At 52.3% G+C, this 15,664-nt stretch carries 9 protein-coding genes; 1 reads left to right on the forward strand and 8 read right to left on the reverse strand.

Annotated features, from left to right (window positions below; genetic code table 11):
* Window positions 1–12: 12 nt before the first annotated feature.
* From NYE68_RS17060 to NYE68_RS17090, 7 genes are all read right to left on the reverse strand, one after another.
* A complete protein-coding gene (locus NYE68_RS17060; protein WP_324636430.1) occupies window positions 13–7,140 on the reverse strand; it encodes a non-ribosomal peptide synthetase in 7,128 nt (2,375 codons plus the stop codon).
* A 14-nt stretch (window positions 7,141–7,154) separates the two neighbouring features.
* Window positions 7,155–8,081: an isochorismatase gene (locus tag NYE68_RS17065; RefSeq protein WP_225046369.1), complete on the reverse strand. Its 927-nt coding sequence runs from the start codon at window positions 8,079–8,081 to the stop codon at window positions 7,155–7,157.
* Between the two features lie 17 nt (window positions 8,082–8,098).
* Window positions 8,099–9,724 carry a (2,3-dihydroxybenzoyl)adenylate synthase gene (locus NYE68_RS17070; RefSeq protein WP_012118329.1) on the reverse strand — a complete coding sequence of 542 codons (1,626 nt, stop codon included), beginning with the start codon at window positions 9,722–9,724 and terminating at the stop codon, window positions 8,099–8,101.
* A gap of 18 nt (window positions 9,725–9,742) precedes the next feature.
* Window positions 9,743–10,939: an isochorismate synthase DhbC gene (gene dhbC, locus NYE68_RS17075; RefSeq protein WP_225046368.1), complete on the reverse strand. Its 1,197-nt coding sequence runs from the start codon at window positions 10,937–10,939 to the stop codon at window positions 9,743–9,745.
* A gap of 23 nt (window positions 10,940–10,962) precedes the next feature.
* The gene (locus NYE68_RS17080; protein WP_324636429.1) at window positions 10,963–11,748 is read right to left on the reverse strand and encodes a 2,3-dihydro-2,3-dihydroxybenzoate dehydrogenase; all 786 of its coding nucleotides are present in this window, start codon (window positions 11,746–11,748) and stop codon (window positions 10,963–10,965) included.
* Between the two features lie 135 nt (window positions 11,749–11,883).
* A complete protein-coding gene (locus tag NYE68_RS17085; protein ID WP_225046366.1) occupies window positions 11,884–12,753 on the reverse strand; it encodes an alpha/beta hydrolase in 870 nt (289 codons plus the stop codon).
* A 175-nt stretch (window positions 12,754–12,928) separates the two neighbouring features.
* Window positions 12,929–13,525 (reverse strand): sulfite oxidase-like oxidoreductase, encoded by a 597-nt coding sequence (locus NYE68_RS17090; RefSeq protein WP_064107443.1) that lies wholly within the window; start codon window positions 13,523–13,525, stop codon window positions 12,929–12,931.
* Window positions 13,526–13,624: 99 nt separating this feature from the next.
* On the opposite strand from NYE68_RS17090, the gene NYE68_RS17095 reads away from it, so the two are divergent.
* On the forward strand, window positions 13,625–14,218 hold the full coding sequence (locus NYE68_RS17095; RefSeq protein ID WP_007408702.1) for a biotin transporter BioY: 594 nt from the start codon (window positions 13,625–13,627) through the stop codon (window positions 14,216–14,218).
* Between the two features lie 46 nt (window positions 14,219–14,264).
* On the opposite strand, the gene NYE68_RS17100 is transcribed toward NYE68_RS17095, so the two are convergent.
* Window positions 14,265–15,593, reverse strand: a complete 1,329-nt coding sequence (locus NYE68_RS17100; RefSeq protein ID WP_012118334.1) for a Na+/H+ antiporter NhaC family protein — start codon at window positions 15,591–15,593, stop codon at window positions 14,265–14,267.
* Window positions 15,594–15,664 lie beyond the last annotated feature (71 nt).

A 15,664-nucleotide genomic window follows, 5' to 3' on the forward strand; every position in this document is an offset into this window, starting at 1 on the left:
TCTTTCCTTTCTTTACCGGACTGTACGCCGTCCGTTTAATTTCTCTGCCAGAATCGCGCCGATGTCGGCAAGCGGGCCCGGCTGGCACATATCTTTATGGCGGCAGTCTAAGTCATACCGCTCGATTTCCCCCGTAATATACGGTTTCCAAGTATCCGGCTCAATCGGGTCAAACCACTCCGGAATAATTGTGGATCTGAAGAACAGCACATCTCCGTGGAACGGCTTCGGCTTGTATGTTCCTAACAGCCCGACAGAATTAATGTACGTGTCTTTCAGATTCATCATCACTGACTCGTCCAGGCTGGCTAATGCGCTTCCCTCACGGCGGAGAATGGTCAGCGCGGTGTCAAAATCAAGCGGCTGATCCCCGAGGCTGTCCGGGTCGTACCCTCCTAGGGCGAGCAGCGCGATGACGGCTTCCTCGTCATCAGGCGCATTTTTTATCGGCAGAAAATGATTCGGATACGCGTCAAGCATCACCAAAAGCGAAACCTCTTCACCCCGGCTCTGTAATTGTGTCGCCATGGCCTGAATGACATTCCCTCCGAGAGACCAGCCGAGCAGACGGTACGGCCCTTTCGGCTGCACGGTACGGATTTTTTCAATATAATCCGCCGCCATGTCATCTAGGCTTTGCGGAAGCGATTCTTTTTTTCCGATGCCTCTCGCCTGTAAGCCGTATATCGGATAATCAGCCTCTAAAGAAGACATCAGCCCGGCATAACACCAGCTGAGACCGCCGGCCGGATGGACACAGAACAACGGTGTTTCTTCTCCTGCCGTTCTGAGCGGAAGAAGAACATCAAGCGCGCTTGCGCCCGTTCCTGACTCAAGTCTTTCAGCAAGGCTTGCCACCGTAGGAGCTTCAAATAATGTTCCGATACTCAGCTCGGCTCCCATCGCTTCCCGAATACGGCTCATTAAATGAACCGCAAGCAAAGAATGGCCGCCTAAATCAAAGAATCTGTCATCAATACCGACACGCGGCAGGTGAAGCACCTCTGCGAACAGCTCACACAGCATTTCTTCCTGCGGCGTTCTCGGCCCCCGGCCGGTGACCTCCGTTTGGAAGTCAGGCGCAGGGAGCGCTTTTCGGTCAAGCTTTCCATTCGGTGTCAGCGGCAGTTCATTCATTTGGACAAAAGCTGACGGAACCATGTAATCCGGCAGGCTTTCTTCGGCAAACCGGCGCATGTTTCCCGTGTCCAAGGTGCTGCCGGCAGATCGGACAAGGTAGGCGGCCAGCCGTTTATCTCCCGGCCGGTCTTCACGGACGACTACGGCGGCATCCTCAACATCCGGATGTTTGACGAGAACCGCTTCGATTTCTCCCAATTCAATCCGGAATCCGCGGATTTTAATCTGGTGGTCCGCCCTGCCCATATAATCAAGAGAACCGTCCGTCCGCACACGGGCTAAATCCCCCGTCCGGTACATTCTCGTTCCCGGCGGGCCGTACGGATCAGCCACAAAGCGTTCGGCGGTCAGGCTTTGCCGCCCTAAGTAACCGCGTGCCACGCCTCCTCCGGCCACATACATTTCGCCCGTGATGCCCGGGGGCACAGGCTCCAGCCGGTCATCAAGCACATATACGTTCAGATCAGGAATGCCGCAGCCGATGAGGCTGTTTGCTCTCAGCTCGGCAATGTTTTTGTCTAATTCAAGGTAACTGACGTGCACCGTCGTTTCCGTAATGCCGTACATATTCACAAGTACCGGCTGATTGTCCGCGTGGCGGCTGTACCAATCCTCAAGCCGGCTCAGCTCAAGCGCCTCGCCGCCGAAGATGATATATCTGAGTGCGACCTGACGCCCCAGCTCTTTGTGTTCTTTTTCCGCATGCATCAGCTGGTAAAACGCTGACGGCGTTTGGTTAAGCACGGTTACCCGCTCTTTCACGAGGAGATGTAAAAACGCTTCCGGTGATCTGCTGATGTCATGCGGCACGACGACGAGACGTCCGCCGTGAAGCAGCGGCCCCCACATTTCCCAGACAGAGAAATCGAAAGCGTAGGAGTGAAACATCGTCCATACATCATCAGAATGAAAGTGATACCAATGCCGCGTCGACTCAAACAGCCGGATAACATTGCTGTGCGGAATGATGACACCTTTCGGCACACCTGTTGATCCCGACGTGTAAATGACGTAGGCCGGGTGAAGCGGTGACAGCGGCCGAATCCGGTCAGCGTCCGCAGGGTTCGTGACGGCATATCGCTCAAGTGTTTCTTTATTCTGCGGGTCATCCAAGATGAAGGCCGGCATGCCGCTTTCGCCAGAGAGCTTACTTGCGCCTTCACGGTTGGTGAGCATAAATACAGGCTTGGCATCATGTAACATAAAAGCAATGCGGTCCGCGGGATAATCAGGATCAAGCGGCAGATACGCTGCCCCCGTCTTCAGGACGGCTAACAGCCCGACAATCATATCTAAAGAACGCGGCAGCGCCAGTGCGACAAACTGCTCCGGGCCGACGCCGCGGGCAATCATCATGTGCGCGAGCTGATTGGCTCTTTCATTCAGCTCTTTATAAGTGAGTCCGCTCTCTTCAAAAACTGCCGCCGTTTCATCCGATTTTGCGGCGGCCTGTATTTCAAACAGTTCAGGCAGTGTCTGCCGAGGCTGAATATGCTGTTTTGCCCGTTTAACCGGCAAAAGCTTCCGGCGCTCTTCATCAGAAAGAATGGTTAAGCTTCCGATCGGTTTTTCCGGATGTGATGCGGCATCTTCGAGCAGAAGAAGCAGGCGTCCGGCAAGTGCTTCAGCCGTTTCTTTTCTAAATAAGTCCGTACTGAACTCCAGCAGGCCTTCAATACCGGCAGGCGTGCCGTCGTCATGGCGCTGTTCAGCCAATTCCAGCGTCAAATCAAATTTGGACGATCCGACACTGCTGATTTGCAGGCTTGTTTCCATATCAGGAAGACTGAGTACAGGGTCAGGCGTATTTTGGAATGCGAGCATCACTTGGAACAGCGGATGTCTTGACCGGGAACGAACCGGATTCAATTCTTCCACGAGACGTTCAAACGGCACGTCCTGATGTTCATATGCTGCGAGATTCATTTCCCTGACCCTTTCAAGAAGCTCACAAAAGCTCGGATCGCCAGAGGTATCGGTTCTCAGTACGAGTGTATTAATGAACATACCCACAAGGTCTCCCAATGCGTCATCACTGCGGCCGGCTATCGGACTGCCGATCGGAATATCGGTCCCTGCACCGAGCCGGGTCAGTAACGCGGAAAGCCCTGATTGAAGCACCATAAACAGGCTTACGCGCTGATTTCTGGCAAGTGAGAGAAGACGGGCATGAAGCTCTTGGCCGATGTTGACCGGAATGACGCCGCCCCTGTAGCTTGATTCAGCGGGACGCGGAAAGTCAGACGGCAGCTCCAGCTGATCCGGTACATTTTCAAGCGTTTTCTTCCAGAAATCCAGCTGGCGCGCAATTAAGCTCTCAGAATCAGACGCGCTGCCTAAAAGCTGCTGCTGCCAAAGCGCATAATCCGCATATTGAACCGCCAGCGGCGCCCATTCTGCTTTTTCACCTGTTTGCCGGGCGATATAGGCTACGGATAAGTCACGCATGAGCGGATTCAAGGACCAGCCGTCACCTGCAATGTGATGCAGGAGAATCATCAGCGTATACTCGCCGTCACCAAGATCAAACAGCTCGGCTCGGACGGCCGGCTCTTTAGCGAGATCAAACCGATATCGTGCCGCAGCGGCAAGCATGTCTTGGAGCTCGTTTTTGTCTGCACGTGTCACTGTAAACACAGGGCGGGCTTCTTCAGCAGATAAAATGAGCTGATGAGATGATCCCTTATTTTCCGGAAAAACGGTGCGCAGGCTTTCATGACGGCTGACAACATCGTAAAAGGCGTGTTTCAGCGCTGATTGGTCAAGCTTGCCTGACATGCGGACAATCACCGGAATGTTGTAAGTCGGGCTTGGCCCTTCAAGACAGTAGAGAAACCATAGACGCAGCTGCGCAAATGACAGCGGGATATGCTCCGGCCGGTCAAACGGCTTGAGCTTAGGCCGCGCACTCTTTGCAGTATCAAGCTGTGCGGCGAGCCCGGCAACGGTCGGCGTATCAAACAGACGGCCGATGCCAAGCTCTGCGCCCATCGTCTCCCGGACCCGGCTCATCAGGCGTCCGGCTAAGAGCGAATGTCCGCCCAATTCAAAGAACCCGTCATCAATCCCGACCCGTGCAAGACCGAGAACCTCGGCAAACAGATCGCATAATATTTCTTCCTGCGGCGTCCGCGGCCCTCTGTCAGACAGGACAGCGGAAAAATCAGGTGCAGGCAGAGCGCTGCGATCGAGCTTCTTATTCGGTGTCAGCGGCAATTCTTCCAGCTGTACAAACGCGCCCGGCACCATATAATCCGGCAGGCTTTCGCCCATATATTCACGAAGTCCGCCGATATCAAGGGGCTGATCCGCGACAGCATAAGCCACCAGCCGCTTATCTCCGGGCTGGTCTTCACGGACAATGACGGCGGCCTGCGAAATACCCGGATATTTCGACAGCACTGACTCAATTTCTCCTAATTCTATCCGGAACCCGCGGATTTTAATTTGGTGATCGGCTCTGCTGATATAATCAAGCGAGCCGTCCTCACGCCAGCGCACGAGATCTCCCGTCCGATACATCCTCGCGCCCGCGGGTCCGTACGGATCGGCAATGAATCTTTCCGCTGTTAAATCAGGACGGTTATAATAACCTCTGGCAAGCCCCTCCCCCGCTATATAAAGCTCGCCCGCGATTCCCGGCGGGACGGGCTGCAATGCGGCGTCCAGCACATATACCCGCGTGTTCCAAATCGGCTTTCCGATCGGAGGCGCCCCTGTATGGCCTTTTGCAAGCGGCTGTGCGGCCGACCAGATTGTTGTTTCAGTCGGCCCGTACAGATTCGTCACCGTACAGCCTGATTCAAGCAGAGCATGCATAAGCGCGTTCGGAAGCGCCTCACCTCCGACAAGCACCTGCAGCGCCCGGAGAGAATCCGGTTCATTGGTGACTAATGAATGCCACAATGTCGGCGTTGCCTGCATGATTGAAATACCGTATGAGTGAATCATGCGCGCATGCGCCCGCGGTTCCTGAATCGTCTCTTTACGTGCGATGACGCACCCCGCCCCGCTGATGAGCGGAAGGAAGAGCTCAAGTCCGGAAATATCAAACGCCGCAGTCGTAACGGCAAGCAGGCGGTCTTGTTCGTCGAGCGTAAACATTTCCCGCATGGATAAGAGGAAATTGCTTACGCTTTTTAATGTGACGACTACGCCTTTCGGTTTGCCCGTTGAGCCCGATGTATAAATGATATAAGCGGGGTGCAAAGGCGAACATTCCGCCTGAGCGGGAAAGTCAGCATTTTGAGCGGCAACGGTTTTTACCGTATCCGGGTCATCGAGAATGATCCTTTTTGCATCACTGTCTTCCGGCATGCGGCCGGATAATTCCATCGTTGTAATCAGGCATGCAGGCTGTGCATCTTTGAGCATGTATGTGATCCGCTCAGAAGGAAAATCAGGATCAAGCGGCAGGTATGCGGCTCCCGTTTTCAAAACGGCCAGCATGCTCACGGCCAACTCCTGTGACCGCGGAAGCAGCAAAGCGGCAAATTGTTCCGGTCCGAGCCCCTTTTCCTTTAGCATGCCGGCAAGCTGGTTCGCGCGCTTGTTCAATTCGGCATAGCTGAGCTCTTCGTTTTCGGTGATGATTGCCGGCCGGTCCGGTGTTTTTACGGCCTGTTCGTAAAACAGCTCCGGCAGACTTTTCTGCTTCTCGGCCTTGCGCGTGTCATTCCAGCTTTCCAGTACGCGGAGACGTTCACTTTCAAGCAGAAGGTTGAGTGTGCCGATTTTTTGTGTCTGGTCTTTCACAGCTGATTCCAACAGAAGCAGGAATCGTTTTTGATGGTTTTCAATATCTTCGGCGCTGTATACTTCCGGATTCGCATCAAAGTCCACACGCATTCCGCTTCCGTCCGCTCTGTCGTAAACGTTAATTGACAAATCATCAACGGGCCCTGCTGATAAGTTATGAACGGTCCCCCGCGCTCCGGCGAAATCAAGCGCGTAGTCAAACGGCATCACATTGACTTGCGGGCCGAACAGCCTGCGATTTTCTCCGAGCAATTTAAGGTCGCGGCGCATGTCTTCATGGCGGTATTTCTGATGGCGCCGGATGTTTCGGATTTCTTTTGCCACTTGGCTGACGGCCTCATGAAAATTCATATCCGGGCGGAGAGAAAGCCGTAAAGGCAGAAGATTCATGACCATACTCGGAATATTCAGTGAAATTGAGCCGATCCGCCCCATCATCGGTAAACCGAGCACGATATCCCCTGCGTTTGTCATCCGGTGGACATATACCGCCGCTGCGGCCGTGACGGCTTCATGCCAGTTCGGAATCGCTTTTACATGCTGTAAAGCCGTTTCAGAAAGATAAGCCGTGCTTCTCCGAAAACGTGTTGACGTTCGCGGCGCTCTTTCTGCCAAACTGACGACATCAGGTTCATCCGCAAATTTCTCCATCCAAAATTCCCGATCTTTCAGGAATTGATCAGACGCGCGGTACTCTTGTTCTTCTTTTACCAGCTCCTCCAAAGAACCGAAGGAGCGCCCGTTATCCGGACGTCCTTCCCGTATTGCGGTGTACATTTGCGCCGTACGCCGTGCCAGCAGTGAAAAACCGTAGCCGTCTATCGCAATGTGGTGAATGCGCTGATACCAGAAAAAGCGTTCCGGTCCCGCCTGAAATAAAATGTCGCGGAACAAAGGCCCGGCCGCCATATCAACGGGCTCAGCCAAATCTGTCTGCATGAGTCTGAGTGCGGCCTGCTTCGGATCAACTTCTGAACTCACATCTATGACATCGATCGCAGCTTCAAATGGAGGATTGATGATCTGCTTCGGCCCGTCTGCCCCCTCCTCGAAGCGGGCGTGTAATGACGCGGCTTCCGTCAGCACGCGTTCGAGAGCGGTTTTAAATATGTTCACATCGATCGCGCCGTTTATCTCAACGTACTCGCCTGTATTGTAAATCGGATTATCAGGATCAAGCTGCTGCGCAAACCAGATACCGGCCTGTGCGCCTGTCAGAGGCAGCTGTTGTGTATCATGCATTCTATTCTCTCCCTTTATAAATAATCTGCGTTCGGCAAGACTTTTTGAGATCGGGAAGAGAGAAGTCTCCACCACTCTTCCAGCGTCGGGTTCTCCGCCAGTTCCACAAACGTCACTTCAGCTCCGTCACGGCGCCATTGTTCGACAAGGCTCATGATTCTGACGGAGTCAAGACCTCTGTCCAGCAGGTCTTCATGATCCGGAATATCAGACGGTGATTCTTGAAGAATCGCCGCAATTTGTTCACGCACCCGGTCTTTTGTCAATACGGCGGAAGTCTTCTCTTCTCCTTCAGAAACCGGCGCGCCGCCCAGCAGCTCCAGCACTTCGTTTGTCAAAGCCGTGTAAGCGCAGCGCTGAGACGCATATTCGATGGCCATCTTATGTTTTTCTGAAGAAAAATCAGCAACGGCGTCTCCGATAAAGAAGCTTTGGATATCATCCATAAATGCTTCACAGGCTGTGACGAGACAGCCGATGTGTGCATAAATTCCCGTAATCATGAGCTGGTCTCTGCCGCTTTCACGCATGATCTCAAGGAGATTCGTCCGTTTAAACGCGCTGTATCTCCACTTTGTGAGGACAATGTCCTGATCATCCGGGGCAAGCTCCGGAATGACCTTTTCTTCATAAGGCCCGCTTTTTAGCCCCGGCCCCCAAAAATCCGTCAGCAGCGCACGGTCCGCCGGGTCTTGGCTGCCCGGCTGCGCGGTATACACCACCGGAATGCCGAGTGCTTTGCATTGCTCTTTTATTTTTTTGATATTCTGAGACGCCTCTGTGATCGGAGCTTCACCTTTCGCAAAAGCATCGACGAAATAATTCTGCATGTCATGGATCAGAAGCACCGCGCGTTTCGGATTCAGCGTCCACGATACTTTATTTTCAGGCATATCTGACGCTGTCGGCAGCGCATATGCGGGAATAGACGGTATAGCCAATGTAAACACTTCCTTTTTTAAGATTGTTTGATTTCAGCCGGCTTTACTTTTTGGGCGATCGTTTCGCGAAGATCCTTTTTACTGACCTTGCCGACGCCGGTTTTCGGGAAAGAAGCGATAAATTCAATCCGGTCGGGGATTTTATATGCCGCCAGTCCGCGCTCACGCAAAAATGCTTTCAGCTCTCCCGGTTTCGGCGCTTCTCCTTTCGGGATGACGAACACACAGGAACGCTCCCCGAGAAAATCATCCGGCATTGAAACCATGGCGGCATCATGAACGGCAGGATGCGCAAGAAGGTGATTTTCCACCTCCTCAGCGGCTATTTTTTCACCGCCCCGGTTGATTTGATCTTTCGCACGTCCTTCGACGATGATATAGCCGTCCGCCGTCAGTTTGACGATATCGCCGGTCTGATAAAATCCGTCGGCTGTGAATGATCTTTCATTATGTTCAGGCGCTTTATAATATCCGCGAATCGTGTAAGGGCCGCGTGTAAACAAATGTCCCGCTTCACCGGGAGCGACATCCCGCCCGTCATCGTCTAAAACCCTTACCTCATCAAAAGGAGACATCGGTCTGCCTTGCGTATTGACAATGATCTCTTCAGGATCATCCAGTCTCGTATAATTCACCAATCCTTCCGCCATTCCGAAAACCTGCTGAAGGGTGCATCCGAAAGCGCTCTTCACGCGGCGGGCCGCCTCAGCGCTGAATTTGGCGCCTCCCACCTGCAGCACTTGAAGGCTTGATAAATCATCACTTCGCGAACCGGATGCGTCCATCCACACCATCGCAAGCGGCGGGACGAGCGCTGTAATCGTGACACGTTCTTTTTCAATTAACGGGAAGCAGTCATCCGGACTCGGCGTCGGTGACAGAACGACCCGGCCCCCGGCATATAAAGTTCCCAGCACACCTGGCGAGCTGAGCGGATAATTATGCGCTGTCGGCAGAGCGGCCAAATAAACGCTGTGTTGATCCAAGCCGCATATTTCCGCACTGATGCGCAAACTGTATATGTAATCGTCGTGTGTTCGCGGAATCAGCTTGGACAGCCCCGTACTGCCTCCTGAAAGCTGTAAAAAGGCGACTTCCGCCGGGCTTATATCTTCCAGTTGAACAGGCTCTCTATGCAGGCTGCTCAGTTCTTGAAACTCTTCAGCTTCGCCGGCCACAATGACATGCGCCAAATCCGGAAGTTTGTCTTTCACCTGTCTGGCAAGCGCCCTGTAATCAAAACCTGAATGCATATCAGGAATGATGTATGCTTTCGCCTCTGCAAACTCGCAGAAATACGTAATCTCACTGCTTCTATGAGAAGGCAGCGCGAAAACGGGCAGCGCTCCGAGCCGGAACAGCGCGAAAATCACTTCAAAAAACTCAGCGATATTCGGCAGCTGAACGACAACGCGGTCTTCCTTTTGAATTCCGAGCTTATGCAGCCCCGCCGCTAAACGATCTGCCCTTTCATCTAATTCTTTGTAGGTCCAATGTACATCTTTACACGTCACGGCAGTTTGATTTCCGTATAAAGCCGCACGCTCTTTCAGCATTCCTCCGAACGTCTCACCCTTCCAGCAGCCGTCTTTTCGGTATTTGTCAGCCCATTCTTCCGGCCATGGCGTAAATCCAGTCAGCACGATCCGTTCCCTCCTTTTTTACAACTCATCTTGGTAAAGCCCCATCGCCCGGAGCATGGTGCGGAATTTGGCCGAGGTCTCGTCCAGTTCATCCTGCGGCTTTGATCCGGCGACAATCCCGGCACCCGCAAAGAGCCGGAGAGACCTTGTTTCCGCTTCGGCGCAGCGGAGTGCGATAATCCATTCTCCGTCACCCTCAGCATCACACCAGCCCGCCATTCCCGTGTAGAAATTGCGGTCAAACGGCTCAATATCCTGAATCGCTTCTCTCGCCACATCTGTCGGTGTTCCGCATACCGCGGGCGTCGGATGCAGGGCGATGGCCAGCTCAAGTGATGTCGTTGACGGATCACGCAGCTCTCCCTTTACCTCGGTGGACAGGTGCCACATCGCCTCAGTTTTAATGAGTGACGGTTTTTCCGGCACATCAAGCACACGGCAGAACGGTTTAAGGGCGGCGGCCACGGCGGCCACGACTACGGCATGTTCATGCAGATCTTTTGCTGATTGCAGCAGTTCTTCCGCTCTTCTCTGATCCTCGGCGGGATCGGTGCTGCGAGGTCTGGAACCTGCCAGCGGATTGGACAGAATCGATGTTCCGTTTTTGGACAGCAGCAGTTCAGGACTTGCGCCGAAAAGCGTTTTTCTTGTTTCTGACGTTCCCGTCACATCCGCAGCGAATGTATAGCCGCGCGGGTTGTGCTGCGCCAAATGCTTGACGGCCTGTGGAATGTCGATATCCTTTTCAGCGGTCAGATGAAGCGTCCTTGACAGCACGATTTTGCTGAGCGGACCGTCCGTAATGTTGAATACGCCTTGTTCCACACCGCTCATAAAGCCCTCAGGCTCCGGAACGGGACGGATGTCATATGTATTGGATTGCGGCTTTTCTGCGGAAGATTCCGCAAACGAAAGCGGGCCTGCCGTATGGACATTCTTCGGTACAAAAAGCCGGGAAGCTTTTCTGCCGTCAAAAGGAATGGCGCCGGCCGCAATCGGATGTTTGATGCCGGCTTGCTTTGCCTCAAGAAGCGTCTGTCTCACGCGTTCAGGCAGTGAATCCAGCTGATTTTCCGCGTCTGTATCAGGCACTTCCGCAAACATTCCTTCCGCAAGCATCGTACTTTTCGGGGAAGCTAAAAAGAACGCCCCGGGCTTGTAAGCATCCAGCACCTCTTTTGCAGACACTTCCGCCAATAAATGTTGATTTGTCATGTTTGTCCCTCCTTCTCGTTACATCAAACGCCTAAAGTAGCGCCGCCATCAACGCATAAATCATGCATCGTAATATGGTTTGCCTGTTCAGAAGCCAGAAACAAAACGGCATTTGCAATATCAGAAGGCTTCGCCAGCTTTTGAAGCGGAATTCCCGTTTTATATGTATCAAGCGAACCTCTGATGACGTCCCGGGCTCCGTTCTCGTCCTGCCACAGCGCCCGCTGCATGTCGGTTTCCGTTGAACCCGGAGATACGATGTTGCAGCGGATATGATGGGCCGCAAGCTCTAGTCCGAGGCATTTCGTAAACATGACGGCAGCCGCTTTTGACGCCGCATAAGCCGCCATGGAAGCACGCGGAACGCCGGCTGCATTCGAACCGACCGTAACGATGGCGCCTTTTTGACGCTCAATCATGTACCGGCTTACTGCCCGCGACACATGAAATACGCCGGTCGTATTAACTGAAAATGTTTGACCCCAATCTTCATCACTGAGGGATTGCACCGGACCCGGCCGCAGCACGCCCGCAACGTTCGCCAATATTTCAATAGGCCCCATGTCGCGTTCAACGGCAGCGATGATATCATTGACAGCCGCACTGTCAGATACATCTGCGGCAAACCCCTGCGCCTGCACGCCTTTTTGCCGAAGTCTGTCAGTAAGCCCGAGAAGCAGGTCTTCATTTGTATCTATAGCTGCCACATTTACGCCTTGTTCAGCAAGGGCAAGCGCTGTTGCTTCTCCGATGCCTTGAGCGGCGCCGGTGACAACGGCCGTTTTCCCTTTCATTCCCAATGCGTCCATATTATCATTCCCTTTCTATATTGATAATGATTATCATTATCAATTATGATTCAAGACAATCATATCCAAATCAAAACACGCAGTCAATTAGAAAATTAGGATCAGCCGCATTTAGTTCGAAGGGCCTGTTTTTTCTCATGCGGGAGAATACGGGGTATGCGGTCCTCCCGGATTCAGGCAGAAACGCAGGGCCCTGCTGATTAAAACGGGCAGGACAGAAATATGGCCCTCTCCTTCAAACTCGCTGTATTCAGCACGGACTCCATCATCTTCAAATCCGTATAATAAAGAGTACAGCGCCTCTGCGTGCTGCGGGATTCTGCTTTTATGTGTTTTTTCAATTTCTCCCGCAGCCAGCAATACGCTGACTTGAAGATTTTCCGCAGAGAGCCGGTCTGACAAACGTTCCGCTTTTTCCTGAATAAAACGCTTGTTCCAGTGAATTGACGGACTCCCGGCAACATAGGTCTGGAACATGTCCGGCCTCGTCAAAAGCACTTGCAGCACAAAAAGACCGCCCAGCGAATGGCCGAAAATCGTCTGCCTGCCTCTGTCGATCGGATAATCCCGCTCCATCGCGGGCTTTACTTCTTCTTCTATAAAACTCAGAAACGCTTCCGCCCCTCCCTGTTCGGGCCATGCCGCGCCCCGCGGATGCACCGGCAGTTCTGATTCAGAAAGCGGCATCGTAAAATCACTGTGACGTTCGGCGGAAAACGGCTGATCTGTCGGGTAGCCGATTCCGACAATCACCGCCGGAACAACGCCTGTTTTTTCAGGCCGCCGGCTTTGCACCCGCAAAGCTTCGGCCATTGTGCCGAATACGGAATTCGCATCGAGCAGGTATATGACGGGGAAGCCGGATGCAGGCGGTTCTTCCTGAGGAAAAAAGACAAAGATACGATACGTACGGCCTCCTTTTGAGCGCATTTCTCTTACTTCTGTGCCCGGAACCGCGTATCGGCCGGCCGGCGCGAAACCCCGCTTTATTTGTTTTCCGTCCATTATGTGTTCATCCCCTTTGCGGCAATTGCTTTATCTATGCTTATTGATAATGATTTTCAATATCAAAAGGCACCTCAAATAATAGGTTTTTTGCCAAACAAAGTCAATGGATTTTTGATATAAAAAAAGTACCTTATTTCAATAAGGTACCTAAGAACTATATAGTGATAGGGGTTTAATCCCATGTAAAGCGCTCATTCTTCCATGGATCTCCCCTCATATGGTAACCGTTTTTCTCCCAAAAGCCGGGGTGGTTTTCCTTTGTGAACTGAATGCCGCGCAGCCATTTTGCACTTTTCCAAAAATAAAGATGGGGGAAAACGCCTCTGAGCGGATAGCCGTGCTCTGGCGTTAACGGCTCGCCGTTATGCGCATATGCCAGCAGGGATGTTTCCCGCGTAAAATCAGAAAGCGGCAGGTTGGCCGTCCAGCCCTCTTCAGCGTGCAGAATGACGAATCCCGCTTCTTTGTGCACGCCCGCTTTTTCAGCGATGTCTTTGGCGCGTATTCCCTTCCAGATATTATCAAGACGGGACCAGCCCGTGACGCAATGAATATCATTTTTCACTTCGGCTTCAGGAAAGGCTTTGATATCTTCAAAGCTTAACAGCATAGGACGGTCAACAAGCCCGTACACTTGCAGATTCCATTTTGACATATCTTCATAATAAGGAACATTTCCGGTGTGAAGCACGGGAAACTTCGTTGTGACATTTTGGTTTGGCGGAATCCGTTCCGACTGTTTTGTTTGTTTCGTTTTCCCGAAAAACATATGGCTCCCTCCATTTAGTAAACCTGTATTAAATCTTTGTTGACAATCAATCACCCTTCGATTACGCTAATCTGGTACAAGTGTAAGGGGGAAAAACAAATGAAACAACGCAACCTTCGCGCGGGCGATATGGCGCTTATCGGCATGTTTGCCGCACTGATGGCCGTCGGCGCCAACATTACATCAATGGCTCCTTTTTTGCAAGTTGCGGGAATTCCGTTATCGCTGCAGCCTTTCTTTTGTCTGTTAGCCGCGATGCTTCTTGGCGCCAGACGGGCAGCCATTGCAATGACGGTATACGCATTGGCCGGACTCGCGGGGGCGCCTGTTTTCGCTCAATTCTCAGCAGGCTTTGCGCCGTTTATCGGAAAGAGCGGCGGATTTATTCTCGCTTATATCCCGGCGGCATTTGCAGCCGGATGGCTGCTGGAAAAAACAAAAAAACCCGGCCGCCTGCATTATGCATGGGCCTCTTTGATCGGTACCGCCGTCATTTATATCATTGGCACGACCTATACGTATATTGCGCTGAAATTATGGCTTCATGCTCCGATCAGCTACGGAATGGCCTGGTTTTACATGATATGGTTTTTCATAAAAGATATCGTTTTAGCACTGTTATTGGCATCAATCGCGCCTGCCGTTTACAGGTCTATTCATAAAGCGACGGGGTTCAGCAGAAATCCGGCGTAAGATGTTCTCAGCATACAAAAAGGCTCCCCTTTCCGGGAGCCTTTTTTTACAGGACAAGCGCGGCAATCCAGCCGAATATCACAAGCGGAATGTTATAGAAAAGAAATGTCGGTACGCACGTATCCCAAATGTGGTGGTGCTGTCCGTCGGCGCTTAGGCCTGACGTCGGCCCGAGCGTACTGTCACTTGCAGGAGAACCCGCATCGCCGACCGCGGCGGCCGCTCCGATTACGGCAATCGTCGCCATCGGGCTGAATCCGAGCTGAGCGCACAGCGGGACAAATATGGTCGTAATGACGGGTACGGTTGCAAATGATGATCCGATTCCCATCGTGATTAATAAACCGACCACCAGCATCAGGAGCGCGCCTAATGATTGGCTGTGGCCGATAAGGCCTGTTGATGCTTTGACCAAGGAAGCCACATCGCCCGTTTTATTCAGTACATTTGAAAAACCGGCCGCAACAAGCATGACAAACCCGATAAAAGCCATCAGAATCATGCCGTCCGTGATCAGCTTATCCGCTTCATTGCGCTTCATGACTCCGCTGATAAACAGCGTAAACAAGCCGGCAAGCGCGCCCATAATCATACCTTCCACTCCGAGCACTTGTGACAGATAGAGCTGAACGGCAAGCGACACGGCAATGGAGATCAAGGCGATGGCAATGCTTTTTTTCGTATAAGGAGAAGACGATAGTCCGGCAATCTCCTTCGTCTCATATTTCTTCGGTTTCCGGAAGACGATGACGGCTAAAATTAAACCGACCGCCATCCCGGCCGTCGGAATGATTAAAGCATACGGGATATCACTGAGCGGCACCTTTAAACCGGCTGACGCCATATTATCTCTCAGCATCCCCTGGAAAATCTGTCCGAATCCGACAGGCAGAACGATATAAGGCGCAGTCAGTCCGAATGTCATCACACACGCGATCAGTCTGCGGTCTATTTCAAGTTCGTTAAATATTTTTAAAAGCGGCGGAATCAATACAGGAATAAACGCAATGTGAACGGGCACCACGTTTTGCGAGAAACAGGATATGATTAAAATAATCAGTACGATTAACACTTTTGACAGTGCTTTTTTCCGCGAATCTTCCTTTTTTCCGATTAGTTTGACAGACGCTTCCACCATTGCATCGGGAAGCCCCGTCTTTGTCAGCGCCGCGGCAAATGCTCCGAGCAGCGCGTAGCTGACCGCGACGGTGGCATTTCCGCCGAGACCGTCCGTAAAAGCCTTCACCGTCTCTCCGAGGCCTAAGCCGCCGGTCAGCCCGCCGGCAAGCGCGCCGATCATTAAAGCTATAATAATATTGACACGCAGCAGGCTTAAGACGAGCATAAGCAATACTGCGACAACAACAGCATTCATTGATGAGTCCCTCCAAAAATCCTTTAGTTTGCTAATGTAGTAGATAATTAAAGTTACCATATATTCTGCGC

This window comes from Bacillus sp. FSL R5-0447 (assembly GCF_038606125.1).
In the GTDB taxonomy this organism is placed as follows: Bacteria; Bacillota; Bacilli; order Bacillales; family Bacillaceae; genus Bacillus; species Bacillus velezensis.

Bases quoted from the DNA above. Each gene is read 5' to 3' on its own strand.
- NYE68_RS17090 (WP_064107443.1), bottom strand. From the start codon at position 13,525: ATGTTTTTCGGGAAAACGAAACAAACAAAACAGTCGGAACGGATTCCG.
- NYE68_RS17080 (WP_324636429.1), bottom strand. From the start codon at position 11,748: ATGGACGCATTGGGAATGAAAGGGAAAACGGCCGTTGTCACCGGCGCC.
- NYE68_RS17060 (WP_324636430.1), bottom strand. From the start codon at position 7,140: ATGCATGATACACAACAGCTGCCTCTGACAGGCGCACAGGCCGGTATC.
- NYE68_RS17100 (WP_012118334.1), bottom strand. From the start codon at position 15,593: ATGAATGCTGTTGTTGTCGCAGTATTGCTTATGCTCGTCTTAAGCCTG.
- NYE68_RS17095 (WP_007408702.1), top strand. From the start codon at position 13,625: ATGAAACAACGCAACCTTCGCGCGGGCGATATGGCGCTTATCGGCATG.
- dhbC (WP_225046368.1), bottom strand. From the start codon at position 10,939: ATGACAAATCAACATTTATTGGCGGAAGTGTCTGCAAAAGAGGTGCTG.
- NYE68_RS17085 (WP_225046366.1), bottom strand. From the start codon at position 12,753: ATGGACGGAAAACAAATAAAGCGGGGTTTCGCGCCGGCCGGCCGATAC.